Genomic DNA, 24,674 nt, shown 5'->3' with positions numbered 1-24,674 from the left:
GGGCGATCGGCCGCCATCAAGTCGACGTTCGGCGATCAGGGCGGGGCGACGCCCGGTCGGTCCGCGCGGCCTTTCTAGAATGACCAGGTGACTGCCAGCCCTTCCTCGCGCGCCGATGCCCTTCCCAAGTCATGGGAGCCGGGTGCGGTAGAGAGCGAGCTCTATCAGGGTTGGGTCGACGCGGGCTACTTCACGGCCGACCCGTCGAGCACCAAGCCGCCGTACTCGATCGTCCTGCCGCCGCCGAACGTGACCGGCAGCCTGCACATGGGCCATGCGCTGGACCACACGCTGATGGACGCCCTGACCCGGCGCAAGCGCATGCAGGGTTTCGAGGTGCTGTGGCTGCCCGGCATGGATCACGCCGGCATCGCCACCCAGTCGGTGGTGGAGAAGCAGCTTGCCGTCGACGGCAAGACCAAAGAGGACTTCGGCCGCGAACTGTTCGTCGACAAGGTGTGGGACTGGAAGCGCGAATCCGGCGGCACCATCGGCGGGCAGATGCGCCGGCTCGGCGACGGTGTGGACTGGAGTCGCGACCGGTTCACCATGGACGAGGGTCTGTCCCGTGCGGTGCGCACCATCTTCAAGCGGCTCTATGACGCCGGGCTGATCTACCAGGCCGAGCGCCTGGTGAACTGGTCGCCGGTGCTGCAGACCGCGATCAGCGACCTCGAGGTGAAGTACGAGGACGTCGAGGGCGAGCTGGTGTCGTTCCGGTACGGATCTCTCGACGACGCGCAACCGCATATCGTGGTGGCCACCACCCGGCTGGAGACCATGCTCGGCGACACCGCCATCGCGGTGCATCCCGATGACGAGCGCTATCGCGCGCTGGTCGGCACGACGCTGCCGCACCCGTTCCTGGACCGCGACGTCATCATCGTCGCCGACGCCCACGTCGATCCCGAATTCGGCACCGGCGCAGTCAAAGTCACCCCCGCACACGACCCGAACGACTTCGAGATCGGTGTCCGGCACAACCTCGCCATGCCGTCCATCCTGGACAAGGCCGGCGCGATCACCGGCACCGGAACACAATTCGACGGCATGGACCGGTTCGAGGCGCGGGTCGCGGTGCGTGAGGCGCTGGCCGCTGAAGGCCGGATCGTCGCCGAGAAGCGTCCGTATCTGCACAGTGTCGGCCACTCCGAGCGCAGCGGCGAGCCCATCGAGCCGCGGCTGAGCCTGCAGTGGTGGGTCAAGGTCGAGTCGCTGGCCAAGGCGGCGGGGGACGCGGTGCGCAACGGCGACACCGTGATTCACCCGGCCAGCCTGGAACCGCGCTGGTTCGCGTGGGTGGACAACATGCACGACTGGTGCATCTCGCGCCAGCTCTGGTGGGGCCACCGCATCCCGATCTGGCACGGTCCCGACGGTCAGCAGGTGTGTCTGGGTCCCGACGAGACCGCGCCCGAGGGCTGGGTGCAGGACCCGGATGTGCTCGACACCTGGTTCTCGTCGGCGCTGTGGCCGTTCTCCACGATGGGCTGGCCGGAGAAGACCCCCGAGTTGGAGAAGTTCTATCCGACCAGCGTGCTGGTCACCGGCTACGACATCCTGTTCTTCTGGGTGGCCCGGATGATGATGTTCGGCACCTTCGTCGCCGGTGACGATGTGGTGGCTGCCGGCACCGTCCCGTTCCGGAACGTCTTCCTGCACGGCCTGATCCGCGATGAGTTCGGCCGGAAGATGAGCAAGTCCAAGGGCAACGGTATCGACCCGCTCGATTGGGTGGAGAAGTTCGGCGCCGACGCCCTGCGCTTCACCCTGGCCCGCGGTGCGAGCCCCGGTGGCGACCTGTCGATCGGTGAGGATGCTGCGCGCGCCTCGCGCAACTTCGCCACCAAGTTGTTCAACGCCACCAAGTTCGCGCTGATGAACGGTGCGGCCCCCGCGCCGCTGCCCGACGCGGGCGAACTCACCGACGCCGACCGGTGGATCCTGGGCCGGCTCGAGGAGGTGCGCGCCGAGGCCGATGCCGCGCTGGAGGCCTACGAGTTCAGCCGAGCCTGTGAGGCGCTGTACCACTTCGCCTGGGACGAGTTCTGCGACTGGTATGTCGAGCTGGCCAAAGTGCAGCTCTCGCAAGGTGTTATGCACACCACCGCGGTGCTGGCGGCGGTGCTCGACGCGCTGCTGAAGCTGCTGCACCCGGTGATGCCGTTCGTCACCGAGACGCTGTGGACGACGCTCACCGGCGGTGAGTCGCTGGTGATCGCGGACTGGCCGGCAGCGTCGGGCTTCGCGCTGGATTCCGTTGCCGCCCGGCGCGTCGCGGATATGCAGAAGCTGGTGACCGAGGTGCGCAGGTTCCGCAGCGATCAGGGTCTGGCCGACCGGCAGCGGGTCCCGGCCCGGCTGAGCGGTCTCGACGTCGCCGACGTGCAGTCCCAGCTGCCGGCGGTGACCGCGCTGGCCTGGCTCACCGAACCGGCCGACGGTTTCACCGCCTCGGCCTCGGTCGAGGTGCGACTGTCCGAGGGCACCGTCGTGGTGGAGCTGGACACCTCCGGCACCGTCGACGTCGCCGCCGAACGACGCCGTCTGGAGAAGGATCTGGCCGCCGCGCAGAAGGAATTGGTCCAGACCGCAGGCAAACTCGGCAACGCCGAATTCCTGGCCAAGGCTCCCGAAGCCGTCGTCGACAAGATCAAGGGCCGCCAGCAGCTGGCCCAGGAAGAGGTCGAGCGGATCACGGCTCGCCTGGCCGCACTCGCATGACCAATCCGGAGCCCACCCCGGACGAGATCGCGGCGCTGCTGCAGGTCGAGCATCTGCTCGACCAGCGGTGGCCGGAGACGAAGATCGAACCGAGCACGGCGCGTATCGAGGCGCTGCTGGAACTGCTGGGCTCACCGCAGCGCAGCTATCCGTCCATCCACATCGCCGGAACCAACGGCAAGACGTCGGTGGCGCGCATCATCGACGCCCTGCTGATCGCGCTGCACCGCCGCACCGGGCGGACCACCAGCCCGCACCTCCAGTCGGCCGTCGAGCGCATCTCGATCGACGGAAAGCCGCTCACCCCAGCGCAATACGTCGCCGTCTACCGTGAGATCGAACCGTTCATCGAACTCGTCGACGCGCAATCCGAAGCGGCCGGTGGACCGAAGATGAGCAAGTTCGAGGTGCTCACCGCGATGGCCTTCGCCGCCTTCGCCGATGCCCCCGTCGATATCGCAGTGGTGGAGACGGGCCTCGGGGGCCGCTGGGATGCCACCAACGTGGTCAACGCGCCCGTCACCGTCATCACACCGATCGGGCTGGACCACACCGACTATCTCGGTGACACCATCGCGCAGATCGCGGGGGAGAAGGCCGGGATCATCACCAAACAGGACGATGACCTGGTGCCCACCGATACCGTCGCGGTGATCGGTCGCCAGTCGCCGGAGGCCATGGAGGTGCTGCTGGCGCAGGCGGTGACAGCCGATGCCGCGGTGGCGCGCGAGGATTCGGAGTTCGCGGTCCGCAGCCGTCAGGTGGCCGTCGGCGGTCAGGTGTTGTCGCTGCAGGGGCTCGGCGGGGTGTACGAGGACATCTTCCTGCCGCTGCACGGGGCCCACCAGGCGCACAACGCGGTGCTCGCCCTGGCCGCGGTCGAGGCCTTCTTCGGCGCCGGCGCAGACCGCCAGCTCGACATCGACGCGGTGCGGGCCGGTTTCGCCGCCGCGGCCAGTCCCGGGCGGCTGGAGCGGGTGCGCAGCGCGCCGACGGTGTTCGTGGATGCCGCGCACAACCCGGCCGGTGCCACCGCGCTGGCCGAAGCGCTCGCCGAGGAGTTCGATTTCCGCTTCCTGGTCGGGGTCGTGTCGGTGATGGCCGACAAGGACGTCGACGGCATCCTCGCGGCGCTGGAGCCTGCGTTCGATCAGATCGTCGTCACCCACAACGGGTCGCCGCGCGCCCTGGACGTCGAAGAATTGGCGACACTGGCCGAGCAGCGGTTCGGTGCGGAGCGGGTGCTCACCGCGGCCACGCTGCCCGACGCGATCGAGACCGCCATCGCGCAGGTGGAGGAGTCCGCCGGTGCGGAGGGGGTGTCGGGCAGTGGCATCGTCATCACCGGCTCGGTGGTGACGGCGGGCGCCGCCCGCACCTTGTTCGGACGGGACCCGGCATGACGACACCGGCGACACCGCCCGATCCGTGGAAGAGCTTCCGCGGGGTGATGGCCGGAACCCTGATTCTGGAGGCCATCGTCGTGCTGCTGGCCCTGCCGGTGGTGTCCTTCGGCAAGGGGGGTCTGACCTGGGTGTCCGGCGGCTTCCTGATCGGGATGACGGTGCTGCTGGTGCTGCTGTCCGGAGTGCAGGGCCGCCCGGGCGCCATCTGGATCAACTTCGGGGTGCAGTTGGTGCTCGTCGCAGGCGCCTTCATCCACTGGGGCATCGGCTTCATCGGGGTGGTCTTCGCCTTGGTCTGGGCGTTGTTGATCGTCCTGCGGGGTGAGGTCAAGCGCCGGCAGGAGCGTGGACTTCTGCCCGGCCAGCAGGATGTGCCGGATTGAGTCTGCGTCGGGGCCTTCGGCAGCTGCCGCATCAACTTGCGGCGCTGCTGCGGGATCTGCCGCTGTTCGCGTTCGCGCCCGCGATCCGTGGTCGCCATCTGCGGTGGGGAGCCACCCACGCAGAAGTGGCCGCGCGCCTGCCTGGGGATGACCAGGTGCCCGGCGCCCAGTTCGTGGCCACCCGCGCCATCGACATCGCCGTCCCGCCCGCCGACGTCTGGCCGTGGCTGGTGCAAGTGGGTGCCGGCCGGGCCGGGTGGTACAGCCACGATCTGCTGGACAACCTCGGCGAGCCCAGCGCCACCGAGATCATCGCGCCGCTGCAGCACCTCGCACCCGGAGACTGGGTGCCGATGTCGCCGTTCGGCACTCCGTCGGAGAAGACCGCCTTCCGGGTCGAGTCGATGCGCCCACCGGAACTGATGGTGTGGACGAAGCCGGACAGCGCGTGGGTCTGGCAGCTGACCGCGACCCCGGCGGGTACCCGGCTGGTGACCCGTGTGCACGTCCGCTACGACTGGCGGCGCCCCTCGCTCACCGTCTTCGGTGCGCTGCTGATGGAGTTCGGTGACTTCGCCATGCAGCGGCGGATGCTGCGCGGTATCAAACAGCGGGCCGAATCGCTGGCCAGACGGGGTGCGCCGGGACCGAGCTGAACCTGGTGTCGCAGGCTCCGGTTACCGACCGGTACGCTGTCCGCCGTGACTGAGCGCACCCTTGTTTTGATCAAGCCCGACGGCGTCGCACGCCACCTGATCGGCGAGATCGTCAGCCGGATCGAGCGCAAGGGCCTGACCTTCGCGGCACTTGAGCTCAAGGTCGTCAGCGACGACCTGGCCCGCCAGCATTACGCCGAGCACGACGGCAAGCCGTTCTTCGGGTCGTTGCTGGAGTTCATCACCTCCGGTCCCGTGGTGGCGGCCGTGGTCGAGGGACCGCGCGCGATCGCCGCGTTCCGTCAGATCGCGGGCGGCACCGACCCGGTGGAGAAGGCCACACCGGGCACCATCCGTGGCGATCTGGCTCTGGTCACCCAGGACAACCTGGTGCACGGCTCCGATTCACCCGAGTCGGCGGCCCGTGAAATCGCTCTCTGGTTCCCCGGCCTGACGGGCGCTTAGCTCGCGGTTGGGCCCGCTTCGTCAGATTCCGGCTCGCGGTGTGGGATACTGGCCCTGGGAGATCGGCGCCACAATGGGTCCGGACTCCCGGATGAAGACTTCGACGAGCGCGACCACCGCGATCTTGCGGTGAGGCGCCGACCGTCCAGCCATCATTCAGCCAGGCACCGAGTGGGTTCATCCGAACTGCTCGGGGCGAGACCATAACAAGTCCGGGGTAAGTGTCCCGGACCCATAGCGGAAGCCCTCGCGTGGCCGCGTCGATCTGACGCGCCCGGGGGCTTGAGGAGAATACGTGGCCGAAGATGCCCATACCCAAGACCTTTCCCAAACGGCGCAGAGTGAGGAACTGCCGGCGAAGCTGAGAGTTCACTCGCTGGCGCGCCTGTTGGGCACCACCAGCAAGCGCATCGTCGATGTGCTCGCCGAGCTCGACGGCAGGGCCCGCAGCCCGCACTCCACGGTCGACAAGGCCGAGGCCGAGCGCGTCCGCGACCTGCTCAACGCGGCCGAAGCCGAGCCGCCCCACGCGACCGGGTCCGTCGAACCGGCGGAGGTGGCCGCAGCCGTCGAGGTGGTCAACGCCGAACCCGAATCGCGGTTGCTGCTGGAAACCCCGCACGCCTTCGAACTGGAGGTGGCGAGCGAGCTCAGCCCGCGCGGCGAGGTCGAACCTGCTCCGTATCTCCCGCTGTTCGTCGCGCCGCAACCGGTCGAATTCGCACCGCGGGTGGCTGCGGCCGATCAGGGTGACGAGGCCGAGGACGACGACGCCATCGACGACTCCGCCGAGGACGCCGACGACACCGCAGACGACACCGATTCCGACGCCGAGGACGGTCAGTCGGATCGTCCCGCCGCGCGCCGCCGTCGCCGGGGCCGTCGGGGCCGCGGCCGCGGTCGCGGCGAGCAGAGTGCCGACGAAGCCGGTGACGACGTCGGCGAGGGTGCCGAAGACGGCACGGCCGAGGGCGAGCAGTCCGACGAGGACGCCGAGGACGCCGAGGACACCGACGAGGATTCCGGTGACGAAGCGGGTGGCGCCGAGGGCGGCACGCGTCGCCGCCGCCGCCGGCGCCGGCGTAAGTCGGGCAACGGCGGGGACGACGAGTCGGTATCGCCGGACGATCCGCCGAACACCGTCGTGCACGAGCGCGCGCCGCGGGAGAAGAGCGCCAAACCCGATAACGAGATCCAGGGCATCAGCGGGTCGACGCGGCTGGAGGCCAAGCGCCAGCGCCGCCGGGACGGTCGCGACGCCGGCCGGCGCCGGCCGCCCATCCTGAGCGAGGCCGAGTTCCTGGCCCGGCGTGAGGCTGTCGAACGCACGATGATCGTGCGGGACAAGGTCCGCACCGAGCCGCCGCATGAGGGCGCCCGGTACACCCAGATCGCGGTGCTCGAAGACGGCGTCGTGGTCGAACACTTCGTGACCTCAGCAGCGTCGGCGAGCCTGGTCGGCAACATCTACCTGGGCATCGTGCAGAACGTGCTGCCCTCGATGGAGGCCGCGTTCGTCGATATCGGGCGTGGCCGCAACGGCGTGCTCTACGCCGGTGAGGTCAACTGGGAGGCCGCCGGCCTGGGCGGTAACAACCGCAAGATCGAGCAGGCACTCAAGCCCGGCGACTACGTCGTCGTGCAGGTCAGCAAGGATCCCGTCGGCCACAAGGGCGCCCGGCTCACCACGCAGATCTCGCTGGCCGGCCGCTACCTGGTGTATGTGCCCGGGGCCTCGTCCACGGGGATCAGCCGGAAGCTGCCCGACACCGAGCGGCAGCGCCTCAAGGAGATCCTGAAAGAGGTGGTGCCCGCAGGTGCCGGTGTGATCATTCGCACCGCGTCCGAGGGCGTCAAGGAAGACGACATCCGCACCGACGTGAACCGGTTGCAGGAACGCTGGGCCCAGATCGAGGCCGCCGCCGCGGAGACCACCGGCAAGAAGGCCGGTGCCGCGATCGCGCTCTACGAAGAACCCGATGTACTGGTCAAGGTGATCCGCGACCTGTTCAACGAGGACTTCTCCGGTCTGATCGTCTCCGGCGACGAGGCCTGGAAGACCATCAACGACTACGTGAACTCGGTTGCGCCCGAACTTGTTCCGCGCATGACCAAGTACGAGCCGGCAAATCCCGACGCCCCCGACGTGTTCGCTGTGCACCGGATCGACGAGCAGCTCGCCAAGGCTCTGGACCGCAAGGTGTGGCTGCCCTCGGGCGGCACCCTGGTCATCGACCGCACCGAGGCGATGACGGTCATCGACGTCAACACCGGAAAGTTCACCGGTTCGGGCGGCAACCTCGAACAGACCGTGACCCGCAACAACCTGGAAGCCGCCGAGGAGACGGTGCGGCAGCTGAGGCTGCGCGATATCGGCGGCATCGTAGTGATCGACTTCATCGACATGGTGCTGGAGTCCAACCGCGATCTGGTGCTGCGGCGCCTCACCGAGGCACTGGCCCGCGACCGCACCCGGCACCAGGTGTCGGAGGTGACCTCGCTCGGGTTGGTGCAGCTGACCCGCAAGCGCCTGGGCACCGGGCTGGTCGAGGCGTTCTCCACCACCTGCACGCACTGCGCCGGCAGGGGAATCGTCCTGCACGTCGATCCCGTGGACACCGCGCAGGCGGTCGCGCGTAAGGCCGAGTCGGCCGGTGCTGCCGTTGGCGCAGCCGGTGGTGGCGGTGGACGCCGAGGCAAACGCGGTAAGAAGGGCGCCAAGGCCGAGCCCGAAGAGGTGCAGGTCGCGAAGGTACCCGCACACGCGGCGGGCGAGCATCCGATGTTCAAGGCGATGGCTGCGGCCAACGGCAAGCATGAGGATGAGGACGGCCGGCCCCTCGACGACGAAGACGAGACGCTCGCCGAAGGCGACGAGGAGCTGATCGCCGTCGGCGATATCGACGACGACGCCGCCGAGGAGACCAACGGTGTCGATGCCGACGTCGAGGACGAGATCGAGGACGACGTCGATGTCATCGATGACGACGACGCTGACGACGACTCCGAAGATGATGACGAGGACGAGTTCGACGAGGACTCCGATGACGACTCCGACGATGACGAGGACGACGAGTTCGAGGATTCTGAGGACTCCGACGAAGACGAGGACTCGGAGGACTCCGACGATGACGAGGACGCCGACGAGGACTTCGACGACGCTGACGAGGACGACGACAACGGCTCTGACCAGGCGATCGTGACACCCGAACCGATGGTCGAGGCGAACGGTGCAGGTGGACGACGTCCGCGGCGCCGCGCCGCGGCGCGGCCGGCAGGCCCCCCGAGGGACGCGGTTTGACCCTGTCCCCGCTGCTCACGTACCCTTGACCAGTTGTCGCGAGGCTCGTAGCCGCGAAAGCTGGCTCAGTTCGCAAACAAGACCTGCACGTGCATCCTCACCCTTTGCGCGCGCCCAGAAGAACGAAGTAGAGGAAGACTAACGATGGCAGCCGATAACGCCACGTACGCAATCGTCAAGACCGGCGGCAAGCAGTACAAGGTCGCCGTCGGTGACGTGGTCAAGGTCGAGAAGATCGAATCCGAACCGGGTTCCTCCGTCTCGCTGCCCGTCGCCCTCGTCGTCGATGGCGCGAAGGTCACCACCGCGGCCGACGAGCTGGCCAAGGTCGCGGTCACCGGTGAGGTGCTCGAGCACACCAAGGGCCCCAAGATCCGCATTCACAAGTTCAAGAACAAGACCGGCTACCACAAGCGGCAGGGTCACCGTCAGCAGCTGACCGTGCTCAAGGTCACCGGAATCAAGTAAGGGGCATACCAGACATGGCACATAAGAAGGGCGCATCCAGCTCACGCAACGGTCGCGACTCCGCCGCCCAGCGGCTCGGTGTCAAGCGATTCGGCGGCCAGTTGGTCAAGGCCGGCGAGATCCTCGTCCGCCAGCGCGGTACCCACTTCCACCCGGGCGTGAACGTCGGCCGTGGCGGCGACGACACGCTGTTCGCCACCGCCCCGGGCGTTGTCGAGTTCGGTGCCAAGCGTGGCCGCCGGACGGTCAACATCGTGCGACCGTCGGTCCAGGAGGCCTAGTTTTCCGAGGACTTTCCGCGAAGGTGAAGCTGCTGCGAGTTCTCCAGTCAGAACTTGTAGCGGCTTCACCTTTTTCATTGATCCGTGGAAGGACCTGATATGCCCCGGTTCGTCGACCGCGTGGTCATACACGCGCAGGCCGGTAACGGCGGCCATGGTTGCGCCTCGGTGCACCGGGAGAAGTTCAAACCGTTGGGTGGTCCCGACGGCGGGAACGGCGGTAAGGGCGGCAGCATCGTCCTGGTCGTCGATCCGCAGGTGCACACCCTGCTGGATTTCCACTTCCATCCACACGTCAACGCGCCCTCGGGCAAGCAGGGCGCGGGCAGTAACCGCGACGGTGCGGCGGGAGCCGATCTCGAGGTGCGGGTGCCCGACGGCACCGTGGTGCTCGATGATCAGGGCCGTCTGCTCGCCGATCTGGTCGGCGCCGGCACGCGTTTCGAGGCGGCCGCCGGCGGCCGGGGTGGACTCGGCAACGCGGCACTGGCATCCCGGGCCCGCAAGGCGCCCGGCTTCGCGCTGCTGGGGGAGAAGGGGCAGACCCGAGATCTGACCCTGGAGCTCAAGACGGTGGCCGATGTCGGTCTCGTCGGATTTCCCTCGGCCGGCAAATCCTCGCTGGTTTCCACGATTTCGGCGGCCAAACCCAAGATCGCCGACTATCCGTTCACGACGCTGGTGCCGAATCTCGGCGTGGTGTCCGCAGGGGACCACTCCTACACGGTCGCCGACGTGCCCGGCCTGATCCCCGGCGCCTCGGAAGGCCGGGGCCTGGGACTGGACTTCCTGCGTCATATCGAGCGTTGTGCGGTGCTGGTGCATGTCGTGGACTGCGCCACGCTGGAGCCGGGCCGCGACCCGATCTCCGATATCGACGCCCTTGAAGCCGAACTGGCCGCGTATCAGCCGACCCTGCAAGGCGATACGACTCTCGGCGATCTCGCGGACCGTCCCCGTGCCGTGGTGCTCAACAAGATCGACGTGCCCGAGGCGCGCGAGCTGGCCGACTTCGTGCGTGACGAGATCGCCGAGAAATACGGTTGGCCCGTCTACGAGATCTCCACCGTGAGCCGAGAAGGGCTGCGGCCCTTGATTTTCGCGCTGTGGGAATTGGTGTCGGCGTACCGGGCGGCGCAGCCCGAGGTGGCGCCGCGCCGCGCGGTCATTCGCCCGATCGCCGTCGACGAGACCGGTTTCACGGTATCGCCGGACGGGCAGGGCGGTTTCCTCGTGCGGGGTACCCGGCCGGAACGCTGGATTGCGCAGACCAACTTCGAAAACGACGAAGCCGTGGGCTATCTGGGCGACCGCCTGGCCCGTCTCGGCGTCGAGGACGAACTGCTCAAGCAGGGCGCCACGCCGGGCTGCGCGGTGACGATCGGCGATATGACCTTCGACTGGGAGCCGCAGACCCCGGCCGGTATCGACACCCACCTGTCCGGGCGAGGCACCGACATCCGCCTCGAGCAGACCGAGCGGGTGGGCGCCGACGAGCGCAAGGCAGCACGGAAGGCACGCCGGGAGAACGACGCATGAGCGACGCTTGCGGAGCGAATCATGACTCGAGCGACGCTTGCGGAGCGAATCATGATCGGAGCGTGCATAGGGATGCCGTCCGTACCGCACGCAGCGTCGTCGTCAAGATCGGCACCACAGCGCTGACCACCCCGGCCGGTGTCTTCGACGCCGGCCGGCTGGCCACCCTCGCCGATGCCATCGAAGGCCGGATGAAGGCCGGCTCCGATGTGGTGATCGTGTCCTCCGGTGCCATCGCCGCCGGCATCGAACCGCTCGGCCTGACCAAACGCCCGAAGGACCTGGCCACCAAACAGGCCGCCGCGAGCGTCGGTCAGGTCGCCCTGGTCAATTCCTGGAGTTCGGCGTTCGGCCGCTATCAGCGCACGGTGGGCCAGGTCCTGCTGACCGCACATGACATCTCGATGCGTGTCCAGCACACCAACGCCCAGCGCACGCTGGACCGGCTGCGGGCGTTGCACGCGGTGGCCATCGTCAACGAGAACGACACGGTCGCCACCAATGAGATCCGGTTCGGGGACAACGACCGGCTCTCGGCTCTGGTGGCGCATCTGGTCGGAGCGGACGCGCTGATCCTGCTCTCCGATATCGACGGCCTGTACGACGGTGATCCGCGCAAGGCGTCCGGTGACAATCCCGCGCGGTTCATCCCCGAGGTCGCCGCTGCGGGAGACCTTGACGGGGTGGTCGCGGGCGGCGGGAGCAATCTGGGGACCGGAGGGATGGCCTCCAAGTTGTCCTCGGCGCTGCTGGCCGCCGATGCCGGCGTGCCGGTGCTGTTGGCTGCGGCAGCCGACGCGGCGGCCGCACTCGGCGACGCCTCGGTGGGTACGGTGTTCGCCCCTCGTCCCGAACGGATGTCGGCGCGCAGGTTCTGGGTCCGCTATGCCGCCGAGGCCGCGGGTGCGCTGACTCTGGACGACGGCGCGGTGCGTGCGGTGGTCACCCAGCGCCGGTCGCTGCTGCCCGCCGGGATCACGGCGGTGACGGGCAAATTTCACGGCGGTGACGTCGTCGAGTTGCACGGACCCGACGGGCAGGTGGTCGCGCGCGGGGTGGTGGCCTATGACGCGGGTGAACTGGCCACGATGATCGGCCGATCGACCCCTGACCTGCCTGCTGATCTGCGCCGGCCGGCGGTGCACGCCGACGATCTGGTGGCCACCTGACCGCGTCGGCGGTGGGCGATTGTCGCAAAATTGACGTTTCTGCTGGTGTCGGTGCGATCGAGCCGGCAGCGCAGGGCGGGACGACGCGTGGCGCCATATCGATCGACGTAAGCACTCGCTATGCCAAAAATAAGGTTATGCTGCTCAAAACTAGGGGACAGCAAAGCGAAGGCCAGGGGGCATGACGGGGCGATCTGTACTTGCGGTGGGGGCTCATCCCGATGACATCGAGCTCGGGTGTGGCGGTGCGCTGGCAAAGCATGTGGCAGCCGGCGACCAGGTTGCCATGCTGGTCGTCACCCGGGGTGAGGTAGGCCCCGGTGACACGGCTCAGCGCGTGCACGAACAGCATCGTGCCGTCCAGGTCCTGGGTGTGGACACGCTGATCTGGGGTGAGGGATTCGCCGACTGCCGGGTCTCGCTACAGGAATTCGAGCTCGTCCACCTCATCGAGGACGCCATCGAAAAGGTCTCGGCGACAGTGGTTTACACCCACGCGGCCAACGACAGTCATCAGGACCACCGCGTCGTGTCGCGCTGCACCATGGGCGCGGCGCGCTGGGTGTCGACCATCATGGCCTACGGCGGCCCCTCGGCCGTGGGGTTCAACCCCACGGTGTTCATCGACATCTCGGACGCGCTGGACAAGAAGGTTCAGGCGTTGATGTGCCACGTTTCGCAGGCCGAAGCCAGTGAAAAGGTCAGCGCCTCCTGGGTGCGCAGCACCGCCGAGCACTACGGATTCCTGTGCCGCCGTCCGTTCGCCGAAGGGTTCGAGCCCGTTCGCCAGGTCCTCGACTTCTAGAGGAGTGGTGGGGCGAGCACAGCGACGGGATAGGCAACCGACCTTCCTGGTGGTAGGCGCAGGCACTACCGGTATCGGCGCGGCGACGCGACTCACCGAGCTCGGAATCGATCACCTGGTGGTCGATGCGGGTGACCGAATCGGCGGGATGTCCGCCTCGGTCACCGATGAGCAGGGATTCACCTGGGACCTCGGCGGGCACGTGCTGCACAGTCACTTTCCCGAGTTCGACCACGCGGTGCGCGCCAGCGGGGTCGGGATCAACCAGGTCACCCGAAACGGCTGGGTGTGGCTCACCGGTGACGGCCCGCAGAGCCTGGTCCCGACTCCGATCCAGCAGCAGCTCACCGAGTTGCCCACCGATCTGCGCCCCGATGCACCCGCGCACCACCTCGCCGATTACTACCTCAACCACTTCGGCCGCCGGCTCTACGACCAGTTCTTCGAGCCCTACAACCGCAAGATGTGGACGGCGCCGCTGCACGAGGTCGACCACGGCTGGACGTCGCTGCGCAGCGGCAGCCACACCCGCAATGTTCCCCAGTTGGGGTTGGCGGGCAGCACCGCACCTGCCCCGGCCGGGGCGTTTCCGTACCCGATCGGTGGCACGGGCGCCCTGTGGCAGGCCGTGCAGGACACGCTGATGACACCCGGTTCGACCCGGCTGGGTACCCGGGTGCTCGGCCTGGACCCGGACAAGCGGGTGGCCACCCTCGATGACGGGTCCTCGGTGTCGTACGACTACTGCGTCAGCACGGCGCCGATCACCACGGCACTGGGCTGGATCGGGCAGGGGCACCAGGCGACCGGTCTGCGGGCGAGCCGGGTGCACGCCGTCGGACTCGGGTACCGCGGTGAGCCGCCGCCGGGGCTGGCCGACAAGACCTGGCTGTACTGCCCCGACGAGAGTGTGCCGTGGTACCGCGCCACGATGCTGAGCAACTACGACCCCGGCAATGCGGGGCCGGGCCGCTGGAACATCCTTTGCGAGGTGCCGTCCTTCCCCGGCCAGGCATCCTCTGCCGCGGATTCGATCGGCGCGGTGCAGGCGTCGCTGGCGGTTCTGGGTGCCGACCCGGCCCTGGTGCAGAGCCGGTTCGCCCAGACCATTCCGTTCGGGTATCCGGTGCCCACGCTGGGGCGCGATGACGTGCTGCGCGCCGCCGACAAGACGCTGACGGGGTATGGCATCTACAGCAGGGGGAGGTTCGGGGGCTGGCGGTACGAGTCGTCGAATCAGGACTATGGCTACATGCAGGGCAGGCAAGCCGTCGACCACGCGTTGACCGGTGCGGCCGAGGATGTCTATTGGCACCCGGAGTGGTTTTCCTGAGCTAGTCGACGGACTCCAGATATAGTGCGCCCCAGACGATTTCGGTGAGTGAAGCGGCCAGCTCGGTATCGAAGGACATCGGCCGGAACGGCAGGTTCTGGTGGCAGGTGCGTTCCACCATCCAGGTGAGCGAGCTCGCGGTGGCCGTGACGGGCAGTGAGCGCCGGATCGAACCGGCGGCTTGGCCGCGCTCGATGACGCCGGCGACCTGGTCGGTGATTCCGGTCAGCAGGTCGCGGTAGGTGTCGCGGACGCCCGCGTCGTAGCCGGCCATCTCGTTGAGTGCGACGAGTACGGGTTGGTGACGGCGGTAACCGGCGATGATGCCCGACATCGCGGCGTGTACGTCGGCCGGATCCCGGCGCCCGGACACACTCCACCACTGATCGGCGGCCACCGCCAGGTCGCTGAACACCTGGGTGGCCAGCCGGCGCAGCAGATGGCCCTTGTCCTCGAAATAGATGTAGAAGCTGGCTCGCGAGATACCTGCCTCGGTGGCCAGCCGGTCGACGCTGAGCTCGGTGAAGCTGGCGCCGTCGGCCATCAGCCGGTCGGTGGCGTCCAGCAGGTCGCGTTCGATCTGCTGGCGGCGTTCCTGGCGTTTGGCCTGCGGTCTACGGGTCACCGATGGCATGCCCGTCAGGATATCGGCCCAGTGCACGCCTTGACTAGACGCAGTGTCTAGACCTATCGTCACGAACATGACTGTGTCAGCCATCACATCGACAGCGCCGGACCGTCCGTACGACTCGATCGACCTCTCCTCGCGCGCGTTCTGGGCCACCACCGCGGCCGATCGTGAGGTCGCGTTCGCGCAGTTGCGCGCCCAGCGCCCGGTCAGCTGGCACAAGCCCGTCGAGGACGCCTTGATGGAGGATCCGAACGACAAAGGCTTCTGGGCGGTCACCCGGCACGCCGATATCGTCACCGTCAGCCGTGACAGCGAGACCTTCCTGTCCGGCAAGGGGGTGCTGTTCGAGACCGTGCCCGAGGAACTGCTGGAGGCGTCGCAGTCCTTCCTGGCCATGGACGCGCCGCGACACACGTTGATCCGCAAGCTCGTTCATTCGGCCTTCACGCCGCGCCAGGTCGCGCGCATCGAATCCTCGATCAAGAACAACGCCAAAGGCATCGTCGAAGAACTGGCTGCGGCGGGCAGCGGTGCGGACTTTGTCGAGCACTGTGCCAAGGAACTGCCCGTGCGCACGCTCTCGGATATGGTCGGCATCCCGGAGTCCGAGCGCAGCCGGGTGGCGCACGCCGCGGATGCGTTGGTGTCGTGGGCGGACCCGGTCTTCCTGGCCGGCCGTAATCCTCTCGAGGTGCTGCTGGAGAACCAGATGTACCTGCATCAGGTGGCCGGTGCGTTGGCCGCCGAGCGCCGGGAGAACCCGGGCAACGACCTGATCAGCGCCCTGGTGCACGCCGAGATCGACGGGGATCGGCTCACCGACTTCGAAGTGTCCGCGTTCTTCGTCCTGCTCGCGGTGGCCGGTAATGACACCACCCGCCAGACGGCCAGCCATGCGGTCAAGGCGCTCACCGATTTCCCGGACCAGCGGGCCTGGCTGCTCGACGATTTCGACGACCGGATCGGTTCCGCCGTCGAGGAATTCGTGCGCTGGGCAAGCCCGGTGATGACATTCCGGCGCACCGCCGCCGTCGACGTCGAACTCGGCGGTCAGCAGATCGCGGCGGGGGAGAAGGTGGTGATGTTCTACGCGTCCGGCAACTGGGACACCGAGGTGTTCGACCGGCCGGAGCGTTTCGATCTGAGCCGCAAACCCAACCCGCATCTGGGCTTCGGCGGTGGCGGCCGGCACTTCTGCCTCGGTGCGCACGTGGCCCGTACGCAGCTGCGGGCGCTGTTCTTCGAACTGCTCACCCAGTTGCCCGATTTCGCGGCGGGTGAACCGGCCTATCTGGAAGGCAACTTCGTGCACGCCGTTCGGGCCATGCCCTGCACGTTCTAGGGCAAGGGGGCGGCCACCGGTAGTTCGCCGGCCAGCAGGGTCAGCAGCTCCGAACAGCCGCCCTCGACCTTGACCGTGGCCTGCGCATCACCGCGGGTCGGCCCGCGATTGATGATCGCGATCGGCATGCCCGCCGCGGCGGCGTACCGGACGAAGCGGTAACCGGAGAACACGGTCAGCGACGACCCGGCGACCAGCAAGGCCTCGGCCGCTTCGACCAATGAAAATGCCTGTGCTACGCGCTCTTTCGGCACGCTTTCGCCGAAGTAGACGATATCCGGTTTCAGCATCCCGCCGCAGCGCGGACAGTCCAGATAACGGAACGTCGAGGTGTCGGTGACGACCGCGTCGGCATCGGGGGCCACGGCAATACCGCCGACCTGCTCGGCACGCTCGATGAAACCGGGGTTGAGCGCCTCCAATTCGCCGGCCAGTGCGGCCCGGCTCATGGTGTACCCACATCCCAGGCAGACCACCTGGGCGTACGTGCCGTGCAGATTCACCACCTGGCGGCTACCGGCCTTGGTGTGCAGCAGATCGACGTTCTGGGTGATCAGGCCCGTCACCACCCCGGCCTCCTCCATCGCGGCCAGCGCGCGATGCCCGGCATTGGGTCGGGTGTCGTCCATATGCCGCCAGCCGACATGATTGCGGGCCCAGTAGCGCTGACGGAACACCGGATCGGAGGTGAACTGGGCGATCGTCATCGGATTGCTCGGCGGAGAGTCCGGACCGCGGTAGTCCGGAATCCCCGAATCGGTCGACATCCCCGCCCCCGTCAGGACCGCCAGCCGCAGTCCGGACAGGGCAGATACGAGTTCGGGGGCTTCCACCCCATCCAGGATAGGGATAATGGCGACGTGGACTTCTATTCCGCCTACCGGCACGGATACGTGCGGGTCGCCGCGTGCACGCACCACACCACGCTGGCCGACCCCGCGGCCAACGCGGATTCGGTGCTGCGCTCGGCCCGCGAATGTCATGACGACGCCGTCGGGCTGGCGGTGTTCCCGGAGCTCACCTTGTCCGGGTACTCGCTCGAGGACATCGTGTTGCAGGACACGCTGCTCAATGCCGTGCAAGAGGCGGTGGCCACCCTGGTGGCCGGGTCGGCCGACCTGCTGCCGGTGCTGGTGGTCGGCGCCCCGCTGCGGCACGGCAACCGGGTGTACAACACCGCGCTGGTGATTCACCGCGGCACCCTCCTCGGGGTGGTGCCCAAGTCGTATCTGCCCACCTACCGGGAGTTCTACGAGCGCCGTCAGATCGCTGCGGGTGACGACGCCCGCGGCACCATCCGGATCAACGGCGCGGACGTGCCGTTCGGGCCGGATCTGCTGTTCACGGCCGCCGACCTGCCCGATTTCGTCCTGCACGTGGAGATTTGCGAGGACATGTGGGTACCCATCCCACCGAGCGCCCAGGCCGCGCTCGCGGGGGCCACGGTGCTGGCGAACCTGTCGGGCAGCCCCATCACCATCGGCCGTGCCGAGGACCGCAAGCTGCTGGCCCGCTCGGCATCGTCACGCTGCCTGGCCGCCTACGTCTACGCCGCCGCCGGTGAAGGGGAGTCGACCACCGACCTGGCCTGGGACGGGCAGACCATGATCTACGAGAACGGGGTGCTGCTGGCCGAATCCGATCGCTTCCCGAAAGGGGAGCGGCGCAGCGTCGCCGACGTCGACACCGCACTGCTGCGCGCGGAGCGACTGCGCCAGGGCACCTTCGACGACAATGCGCGCCATCACGGCGCCGCCGAGCACGTGCGCCGGATCGAATTCACCCTCGACCCACCGGACGGTGACATCGGCCTGCGCCGAGCGGTGGAGCGGTTCCCCTTCGTGCCGTCGGATCCGCAACGGCTGCAGCAGGATTGCTACGAGGCCTACAACATCCAGGTGTCGGGGCTGGAGCAGCGGTTGCGCGCGCTGAACTATCCGAAGGTGGTCATCGGGGTCTCCGGCGGCCTGGACTCCACCCACGCCCTCATCGTCGCGGCCAAGGCCATGGACCGCGAAAGCCGCCCACGCAGCGACATCTTGGCGTTCACCCTGCCCGGCTTTGCTACCGGCGATCACACCAAGGGCAATGCCATCGCGTTGTCCAAGGCGTTGGGGGTGACCTTCGAGGAGATCGACATCCGCGATACGGCCACCCTGATGCTCACCGAGATGGGACATCCGGTGGTCCAGGGCGAGAAGGTCTACGACATCACGTTCGAAAACGTCCAGGCTGGGTTGCGCACCGACTACCTGTTCCGGCTGGCCAATCAGCGCGGCGGCATCGTCTTGGGTACCGGGGATCTGTCCGAACTCGGGTTGGGCTGGTCCACCTACGGCGTCGGTGACCAGATGTCGCACTACAACGTCAACGGCGGTGTCCCGAAGACTCTCATCCAGCACCTGATCCGTTGGGTGATCTCGTCGGGTCAGTTCGGCGATGACGTCAACGAGGTGCTGGCGTCGGTGCTGGACACCGAGATCACCCCGGAATTGGTGCCCGTGGGTGAGGACGGCAAGGTGCAGAGCAGCGAAGCCAAAGTGGGTCCCTATGCGCTGCAGGACTTCTCACTGTTCCAGGCGCTTCGTCACGGATTCGGGCCGGCCAAGATCGCCTTCCTGGCCTGGCATGCGTGGAGTGATGCGCACCGAGGTGACTGGCCGACGGGGATCCCACTGGACAAGCGGCCGGAGTATTCACTGACCGAGATCCGGCACTGGCTGACGGTGTTCGCGCAGCGGTTCTACTCTTTCAGCCAGTTCAAGCGGTCCGCGCTGCCCAACGGCCCGAAGGTGTCCGCGGGCGGTTCGCTGTCACCGCGCGGCGACTGGCGTGCCCCGTCGGATATGTCCGCGCGGATCTGGCTCGATGAGATCGAATGCGGGATCCCCGCCGAGTAACCTCCGCAGGAGCCCAAAGATCAGGCAGCCGAGGCGGTTTCGGCTGCGGCGAGCGGGCTTCGACCCTGGGCGCGCGCCCGGGCCGCGGCGCGGACGATGACGGCGAAGCAGATGGTGATCGGGATGGCCGCGCCGTCCATTCCGCCGGCGATGATCGCATCGGCGGCGGTGAAGTCGGGTGGCACGATCAGCGAGTACAAGCTGGCCGACAGCGGGGCCGCCGCGAAACCCCACAGCAGCCAACGCCATTGCCGTTCCCGCGCGAAGTTGTCCCGCGCGCGGGCGCGGGCGACACCGATGAGCGCCATCGCGATGCTGATCCAGACCGGCACCAGGTGGAACGCGACCAGTGAGTGCGGGATCGGCTCGGGCAACCGCGACGTGAGACCCGTGTAGGTGAGCGAGCCGAGCACCGCCAGGGCCACCGCCGCGCCGTATCTCCAGACCGGCGCCGCGGTGTTCACCTCATCGGACGGGGCTTGCCGGCTGGCAATGAAGGCCACCGCGGCGCCGCCGGGTGCGACGACACCCAGAATCAAGGAGCCCACACCGATATTGGTGAGCAGGTCGTGTTGCGGGATCACCGGCTGGATTCCGATCCAGATGAACCGCAGCAGCGGTGCGGTCAACATGAAGGCGATGCTGTAGGTCATCCAGGCGCGGTGGGAGACCATATCGCGCTTGCGGATCGCGTAGAGCGCGTACCAGGCGCTGGCGAGCGTGCCCACCGCCAGACCGCGTAGTTGGGTCTCGAACGCGGGTCCGATGAAGTGTCGGGCTGGCGGGGTGACGTAGAGGAAGATCAGGGCGGTCAGCATGCTGACCGTCATCAGGGCGAGGTAGCTGCGACCGTTCCACCGGTGCACCGCGGGCCACCGTTCCCGGATTCGCGCCGAGAACTGGAACATGGCCAGGGTCAACGCCAATGCGCCCAACGTGGTGTGCACCAACAGCACCACCCGGTGCTCGGCGTAGGCCTGCTGCCGGACCGCGTCGACCGATCCGTCGCCCAGCGCGTAGCCGCGACCGTTGATCGCGCTGTTCACGTCGTCCTGCCAGCGCGGGACTCCGGTGCCGAACAGCGGCCAGGTGTAGTTCAGCGCGAGCGGCAGATAGAGGGCGCCCACCACCGCAGTGAAGAGGAAAAGGCCGCGTGAGAGCGTCACCCGTTTGTCGTTGTCCATTTGAATGTCAGATTCTAAGTGGCGATATGCCCGGCGCACGGGATTTTGCTCGACCGTCAATCAGAGGCGGCCTTCGGTGCGCAGATCCGGATGCACCCAGTCCGGGGACCGGCGCTCCTTGAACGCGACGAAACCCGCTCTGGCCTCGTCTCCGCTGTAGCTGGCCTTCATCCCGATCCGGTCGAACAGCCCGAGATAGTTGTCCAGGCTCGATTTCACCACCGAGCGGGCGTGGGGTGCGGTCCGGCAGACCTGCGCCAACACCTCACGCGCCTCGTCGAGCAGGGTGTCGTGCGGCACCACCCGAGACACCATGCCCCAGTCCAGCGCCTCCTGCGCGGTGAGCACGCGGCCGGTGAACATCAGGTCGCGGGTGCGGACCGCGCCGATCAGGCGGGCCAGCATCTGGCTGTAATAGGTGTCGGCGATCCCGCGGAACAACTCCGGGACCCGGAACGTGGCGCGTTCGCTGACCACCGCCATATCGCTGCACAGGGCGATCTGGAGGCCGCCGCCCTGGGCCAGCCCGTTCACCGCGGACACCACCGGCTTCACCGACTGGCGCAGTGTCTCGAACGGGGTGACATCCATCGACAGCGCCGAGCCCCACGTCATCCAGTCGTCACTGCCGTCGCCACCGCCGAGGTCCCCGCCCGGGGCGAAGACGTCTCCGGTACCGGTGATGAGCAGGCCGGCCAGCTCCGGATCGGCCTCCACACGGCTGACGGCGTAGCGGATGCCGAAGTACATCGCCGGGGTCATGGCGTTACGGGCCGCGGGCCGGTCCAGACGCACCACGCCGAAGGGGCCGTGCCGCTCGAATTTCAGGAACGGGGTACCGAGCCAGTCACCGTCGGGCGGTCGCGCTGTCATGGCTGCCGACTATAACCACAACTGTTGGCTGTTCAGTTGAGGACCGTTTCAGCCGAGTGCGTCCTCGATGGCCTCGTCGTAGGGGGCGCAGTCGCCCGCGCCCGGCACCAGGGTGGCCAGCGCACCGGCCGCGCACGCCCGGCGCAGTGCGTAGCCGGGGTCGGTGGCCCAGCCCGCGGCGAGCACGCCGGCGAACACATCGCCGGCGCCGGTGGTGTCCAATGCCTCGACCGGGTACGCCGGAACCCGGGTGTGCCCGTGGGCGGTGCGATGGTCGGCACCGCGCGCACCCAGGGTGGTGACCAGATGCGGTACCGGCCGATCCCATTGTGCTGCCTCGGATTCGTTGACGATCACCACATCGGTGACGTCGGCCAGCTGGGCGAGCGCCGCCGGATCGGCACCGGTGGGCGACGCGTTGAGGATCACCGTCGCGCCGGCCGCGCGCGCAATTCTGGCTGCCGTCACCGCCGTGTCCACCGGGATCTCCAGCTGCATCAACAGCACCTCGCAGTCGGCGACGATATCGCGCAGCTCGGCGGGCGTCAGGGTGAGATGGGCATTGGCGCCGGGGGCGACCACGATGACGTTTTCGGCATGCGTGTCGACCACGATGCTGGCCATCCCGCTCGGTACCGGCAACATCACCACGCCCGCCACGTCCACGCCGTTGTCGCTCAGATGGGTTTTGAGCGCGAGCCCTGCCGCGTCGTCACCGACCGCCGCCACCAGCGTGACGTCGGCGCCGGCCCGGGCCGCGGCGATCGCCTGGTTGCCGCCCTTACCGCCGGGGGACTGGGTGACCGAGGATGCCAGCACCGTCGCGCCGGGGACCGGCAGTGTGTCCACGGCGAAGACGAGGTCCATGTTCACGCTGCCCACCACACATACCCGCGCCACGGCTTCACCGTAGTCATCGCGTGAGTGCTCCAGCGAGGTCGACCTCAGGGTCGTGGTTCGACCGGTGAGGTGACGCTCGGGAGCGTGCGCCGCCTTTCGGTGGCCCCACCGGGCCTGACCTGGGGATGCCCGATACCCTGGCTTGATGAGCGTGCAAGCACCAGCCACCACGGATCTGCGTCAACAGGTTCACGACGCGGCCGCCGCCGCGCGTACCGCGTCGCGCACCCTGGCGGCACTGAGCACCGAGACCAAGAACCGCGCCCTGCATCTGGCCGCCGACACGGTGTTGGAGCACACCCACGACATCCTCGCCGCCAACGCCGAGGACCTGCAGGCCGCTCGCGATGCCGGCACGCCCGAAGCCATGCTCGACCGGCTCGCCCTCAACCCCCAGCGCATCGACGGTATCGCCGCCGGGTTGCGCCAGGTCGCCGGCCTGCCCGACCCGATCGGCGAGGTACTGCGCGGCTCGACCCTGCCCAACGGTCTGCAGCTGCGTCAGCAGCGGGTGCCGCTCGGTGTGGTCGGCATCGTCTACGAGGGCCGGCCCAACGTCACCGTGGACGCGTTCGGGCTGACTCTCAAGTCGGGCAACGCCGTGCTGCTGCGGGGTAGCTCCTCGGCGGCCAGGTCGAACGCCGCCCTGGTCACCGCGCTACGCGAAGCCCTGTACGAGGCCGGGCTGCCCATGGATGCGGTGCAGCTGTTGCCGAGTGCGGACCGCGCCAGCGTCACCCACCTCATCCAGGCCCGCGGTCTGGTCGACGTCGTCATCCCGCGCGGCGGTGCCGGACTGATCGACGCCGTGGTCCGCGACGCCACCGTGCCGACCATCGAAACCGGCGTCGGCAACTGTCATGTCTATGTGGACGGGGCCGCCGATCTCGACGTGGCCGAGCGGATCCTGCTGAACTCCAAGACCCGCCGGCCCAGCGTGTGCAACTCGGCCGAGTCGCTGCTGGTGGATCGCACCGTGGCCGACACCGTGCTGCCCCGCCTGGTGACCGCCCTGCAGGACGCCGGGGTGACCGTGCATCTGGATCCCACCGAAGAGCAGCTGCGCGCCGAGTTCCTGTCGCTGGACATGGCGGTCGCGGTCGTCGACGGTGTGGACGGCGCCATCGCGCATATCAACGAGTACGGCACCGGGCATACCGAGGCCATCGTCACCACCGATCTGGCTGCGGCCCAACGGTTCACCGAGGGGGTCGATGCTGCCGCGGTGATGGTGAACGCATCGACGGCGTTCACCGACGGTGAGCAGTTCGGGTTCGGTGCCGAGATCGGGATCTCCACCCAGAAACTGCATGCCCGTGGCCCGATGGGACTACCCGAACTGACCTCGACCAAATGGATCGTGTGGGGCTCGCCTCTTGAAGGCCACGTCCGCCCCGCCTGATTAGGAGAGCACCCACCCATGAGCCTGCCCGCCCGCCCGGCCCCGCTGTTCACCGACATCGACGATGTCGCCAAGCGGCTCGCCGAAACCGGCTACCTGCCCGACAAGGCCACGGCCACTGCGGTTTTCCTCGCCGACCGACTCGGCAAGCCGCTGCTGGTGGAAGGCCCCGCCGGTGTCGGTAAGACCGAGCTGGCCCGCGCCGTGGCACAGACCACCGGCAGCGAACTGGTGCGCCTGCAGTGCTACGAGGGTGTCGACGAGGCCCGTGCCCTCTACGAGTGGAACCACGCCAAGCAGATCCTGCGGATCCAGGCCGGGACCGCGGGCACCGGTGACTGGGACCAGACCAAGACCGATGTGTTCAGCGAGGAGTTCCTGCTCAGCCGCCCGCTGCTGACCGCGATCCGGCGTACCGACCCGACGGTCCTGCTCATCGATGAGACCGACAAGGCCGATATCGAGATCGAGGGTCTGCTGCTGGAGGTGCTGTCCGATTTCGCGGTGACGGTGCCCGAGCTCGGCACCATCAAGGCCGAGCGCGCACCGTTCGTGCTGCTGACCTCCAATGCCACCCGGGAGCTGTCCGAGGCGCTCAAACGGCGGTGTCTGTTCCTGCACATCGACTTCCCGGATCCCGATCTGGAACGGCGCATCCTGCTGTCGCGGGTTCCGGAACTGCCGGAGAAGATCGCCGCAGAGCTGGTGCGCATCATCGGGGTGTTGCGCGCCATGCAGCTCAAGAAGGTGCCCTCGGTCGCCGAGACCATCGACTGGGGCCGCACCGTGCTCGCGCTGGGCATGGACACGATCGACGACGAGCTCATCGCCGCCACGCTCGGTGTGGTGCTCAAGCATCAGTCCGACCAGATCAAGGCGTCCGGAGAGCTGAAACTGAACTGAGAGGTTCGC

At 68.0% G+C, this 24,674-nt stretch carries 21 protein-coding genes; 16 read left to right on the top strand and 5 right to left on the bottom strand.

Features of this window, described 5'->3' with window-relative positions; translation table 11 throughout:
- Positions 1-87 precede the first annotated feature (87 nt).
- The 12 genes from H7J86_RS22275 (at position 88) to H7J86_RS22220 (ending at position 14,530) form a co-directional block, all read left to right on the top strand.
- Positions 88-2,724 (top strand): valine--tRNA ligase, encoded by a 2,637-nt coding sequence (locus tag H7J86_RS22275; RefSeq protein WP_267293520.1) that lies wholly within the window; start codon positions 88-90, stop codon positions 2,722-2,724.
- Entirely contained in the window at positions 2,721-4,127 is a 1,407-nt protein-coding gene (gene folC / locus H7J86_RS22270; protein ID WP_267293518.1) for a bifunctional tetrahydrofolate synthase/dihydrofolate synthase, read from the top strand. Before H7J86_RS22275 ends, folC begins: the two co-directional genes overlap by 4 nt.
- Entirely contained in the window at positions 4,124-4,513 is a 390-nt protein-coding gene (locus H7J86_RS22265; protein WP_267293516.1) for a DUF4233 domain-containing protein, read from the top strand. Before folC ends, H7J86_RS22265 begins: the two co-directional genes overlap by 4 nt.
- Positions 4,510-5,169, top strand: coding sequence for an SRPBCC family protein (locus H7J86_RS22260; protein WP_267293514.1), 660 nt, complete (start codon positions 4,510-4,512; stop codon positions 5,167-5,169). Before H7J86_RS22265 ends, H7J86_RS22260 begins: the two co-directional genes overlap by 4 nt.
- 45 nt (positions 5,170-5,214) lie before the next feature.
- Positions 5,215-5,634, top strand: a complete 420-nt coding sequence (gene ndk / locus H7J86_RS22255; RefSeq protein WP_090353372.1) for a nucleoside-diphosphate kinase — start codon at positions 5,215-5,217, stop codon at positions 5,632-5,634.
- 295 nt (positions 5,635-5,929) lie between these two features.
- Positions 5,930-8,935 carry a ribonuclease E gene (gene rne, locus H7J86_RS22250; RefSeq protein WP_267293512.1) on the top strand — a complete coding sequence of 1,002 codons (3,006 nt, stop codon included), beginning with the start codon at positions 5,930-5,932 and terminating at the stop codon, positions 8,933-8,935.
- A 144-nt stretch (positions 8,936-9,079) separates the two neighbouring features.
- Positions 9,080-9,403, top strand: coding sequence for a 50S ribosomal protein L21 (gene rplU / locus H7J86_RS22245; protein ID WP_090353376.1), 324 nt, complete (start codon positions 9,080-9,082; stop codon positions 9,401-9,403).
- 14 nt (positions 9,404-9,417) lie between these two features.
- Positions 9,418-9,684, top strand: coding sequence for a 50S ribosomal protein L27 (gene rpmA / locus H7J86_RS22240; protein ID WP_090353378.1), 267 nt, complete (start codon positions 9,418-9,420; stop codon positions 9,682-9,684).
- Between the two features lie 99 nt (positions 9,685-9,783).
- Positions 9,784-11,223 (top strand): GTPase ObgE, encoded by a 1,440-nt coding sequence (obgE, locus tag H7J86_RS22235; protein WP_090353379.1) that lies wholly within the window; start codon positions 9,784-9,786, stop codon positions 11,221-11,223.
- Positions 11,220-12,392: a glutamate 5-kinase gene (proB, locus tag H7J86_RS22230; RefSeq protein WP_267293510.1), complete on the top strand. Its 1,173-nt coding sequence runs from the start codon at positions 11,220-11,222 to the stop codon at positions 12,390-12,392. Before obgE ends, proB begins: the two co-directional genes overlap by 4 nt.
- A 181-nt stretch (positions 12,393-12,573) precedes the next feature.
- Positions 12,574-13,197: a PIG-L deacetylase family protein gene (locus tag H7J86_RS22225; protein ID WP_090353383.1), complete on the top strand. Its 624-nt coding sequence runs from the start codon at positions 12,574-12,576 to the stop codon at positions 13,195-13,197.
- A gap of 49 nt (positions 13,198-13,246) precedes the next feature.
- Entirely contained in the window at positions 13,247-14,530 is a 1,284-nt protein-coding gene (locus tag H7J86_RS22220; RefSeq protein ID WP_267293508.1) for a protoporphyrinogen/coproporphyrinogen oxidase, read from the top strand.
- Between the two features lies 1 nt (position 14,531).
- On the opposite strand, the gene H7J86_RS22215 is transcribed toward H7J86_RS22220, so the two are convergent.
- Entirely contained in the window at positions 14,532-15,164 is a 633-nt protein-coding gene (locus H7J86_RS22215; protein ID WP_267293506.1) for a TetR/AcrR family transcriptional regulator, read from the bottom strand.
- A 67-nt stretch (positions 15,165-15,231) separates the two neighbouring features.
- On the opposite strand from H7J86_RS22215, the gene H7J86_RS22210 reads away from it, so the two are divergent.
- On the top strand, positions 15,232-16,503 hold the full coding sequence (locus tag H7J86_RS22210) for a cytochrome P450 (RefSeq protein ID WP_267293504.1): 1,272 nt from the start codon (positions 15,232-15,234) through the stop codon (positions 16,501-16,503).
- Here the strand turns inward: H7J86_RS22210 and H7J86_RS22205 are convergent.
- Positions 16,500-17,336, bottom strand: coding sequence for an SIR2 family NAD-dependent protein deacylase (locus tag H7J86_RS22205; protein WP_267293503.1), 837 nt, complete (start codon positions 17,334-17,336; stop codon positions 16,500-16,502). The two genes, H7J86_RS22210 and H7J86_RS22205, sit on opposite strands and share 4 nt — an antisense overlap.
- A 27-nt stretch (positions 17,337-17,363) precedes the next feature.
- Here H7J86_RS22205 and H7J86_RS22200 point away from each other — a divergent pair, with 27 nt between their 5' ends.
- Positions 17,364-19,403, top strand: coding sequence for an NAD(+) synthase (locus H7J86_RS22200; RefSeq protein ID WP_090353388.1), 2,040 nt, complete (start codon positions 17,364-17,366; stop codon positions 19,401-19,403).
- A 20-nt stretch (positions 19,404-19,423) separates the two neighbouring features.
- On the opposite strand, the gene H7J86_RS22195 is transcribed toward H7J86_RS22200, so the two are convergent.
- Genes H7J86_RS22195 through H7J86_RS22185 form a run of 3 tightly spaced genes read right to left on the bottom strand, consistent with a single transcriptional unit; the run spans position 19,424 to position 22,360 of the window.
- A complete protein-coding gene (locus tag H7J86_RS22195) occupies positions 19,424-20,587 on the bottom strand; it encodes a DUF2306 domain-containing protein (protein WP_187096264.1) in 1,164 nt (387 codons plus the stop codon).
- Between the two features lie 60 nt (positions 20,588-20,647).
- Positions 20,648-21,460: an enoyl-CoA hydratase/isomerase family protein gene (locus tag H7J86_RS22190; RefSeq protein ID WP_090353391.1), complete on the bottom strand. Its 813-nt coding sequence runs from the start codon at positions 21,458-21,460 to the stop codon at positions 20,648-20,650.
- Between the two features lie 48 nt (positions 21,461-21,508).
- The gene (locus tag H7J86_RS22185; protein WP_267293501.1) at positions 21,509-22,360 is read right to left on the bottom strand and encodes a ribokinase; all 852 of its coding nucleotides are present in this window, start codon (positions 22,358-22,360) and stop codon (positions 21,509-21,511) included.
- 145 nt (positions 22,361-22,505) lie between these two features.
- On the opposite strand from H7J86_RS22185, the gene H7J86_RS22180 reads away from it, so the two are divergent.
- Both H7J86_RS22180 and H7J86_RS22175 read left to right on the top strand, forming a co-directional pair.
- Positions 22,506-23,762, top strand: coding sequence for a glutamate-5-semialdehyde dehydrogenase (locus H7J86_RS22180; protein ID WP_187096262.1), 1,257 nt, complete (start codon positions 22,506-22,508; stop codon positions 23,760-23,762).
- A gap of 18 nt (positions 23,763-23,780) precedes the next feature.
- Complete coding sequence (locus tag H7J86_RS22175; RefSeq protein ID WP_090353394.1) at positions 23,781-24,665, top strand: AAA family ATPase; 885 nt, start codon at positions 23,781-23,783, stop codon at positions 24,663-24,665.
- Positions 24,666-24,674: the final 9 nt, after the last annotated feature.

This window comes from Mycobacterium hackensackense, from assembly GCF_025822555.1.
In the GTDB taxonomy this organism is placed as follows: Bacteria; Actinomycetota; Actinomycetes; order Mycobacteriales; family Mycobacteriaceae; genus Mycobacterium; species Mycobacterium fluoranthenivorans.
This window is presented reverse-complemented; position numbering and strand designations above follow the sequence as displayed.

Bases quoted from the DNA above. Each gene is read 5' to 3' on its own strand.
- folC (WP_267293518.1), top strand. From the start codon at position 2,721: ATGACCAATCCGGAGCCCACCCCGGACGAGATCGCGGCGCTGCTGCAG.
- H7J86_RS22265 (WP_267293516.1), top strand. From the start codon at position 4,124: ATGACGACACCGGCGACACCGCCCGATCCGTGGAAGAGCTTCCGCGGG.
- rplU (WP_090353376.1), top strand. From the start codon at position 9,080: ATGGCAGCCGATAACGCCACGTACGCAATCGTCAAGACCGGCGGCAAG.
- rpmA (WP_090353378.1), top strand. From the start codon at position 9,418: ATGGCACATAAGAAGGGCGCATCCAGCTCACGCAACGGTCGCGACTCC.
- obgE (WP_090353379.1), top strand. From the start codon at position 9,784: ATGCCCCGGTTCGTCGACCGCGTGGTCATACACGCGCAGGCCGGTAAC.
- proB (WP_267293510.1), top strand. From the start codon at position 11,220: ATGAGCGACGCTTGCGGAGCGAATCATGACTCGAGCGACGCTTGCGGA.
- H7J86_RS22225 (WP_090353383.1), top strand. From the start codon at position 12,574: ATGACGGGGCGATCTGTACTTGCGGTGGGGGCTCATCCCGATGACATC.
- H7J86_RS22215 (WP_267293506.1), bottom strand. From the start codon at position 15,164: ATGCCATCGGTGACCCGTAGACCGCAGGCCAAACGCCAGGAACGCCGC.
- H7J86_RS22210 (WP_267293504.1), top strand. From the start codon at position 15,232: ATGACTGTGTCAGCCATCACATCGACAGCGCCGGACCGTCCGTACGAC.
- H7J86_RS22195 (WP_187096264.1), bottom strand. From the start codon at position 20,587: ATGGACAACGACAAACGGGTGACGCTCTCACGCGGCCTTTTCCTCTTC.
- H7J86_RS22190 (WP_090353391.1), bottom strand. From the start codon at position 21,460: ATGACAGCGCGACCGCCCGACGGTGACTGGCTCGGTACCCCGTTCCTG.
- H7J86_RS22180 (WP_187096262.1), top strand. From the start codon at position 22,506: ATGAGCGTGCAAGCACCAGCCACCACGGATCTGCGTCAACAGGTTCAC.
- H7J86_RS22175 (WP_090353394.1), top strand. From the start codon at position 23,781: ATGAGCCTGCCCGCCCGCCCGGCCCCGCTGTTCACCGACATCGACGAT.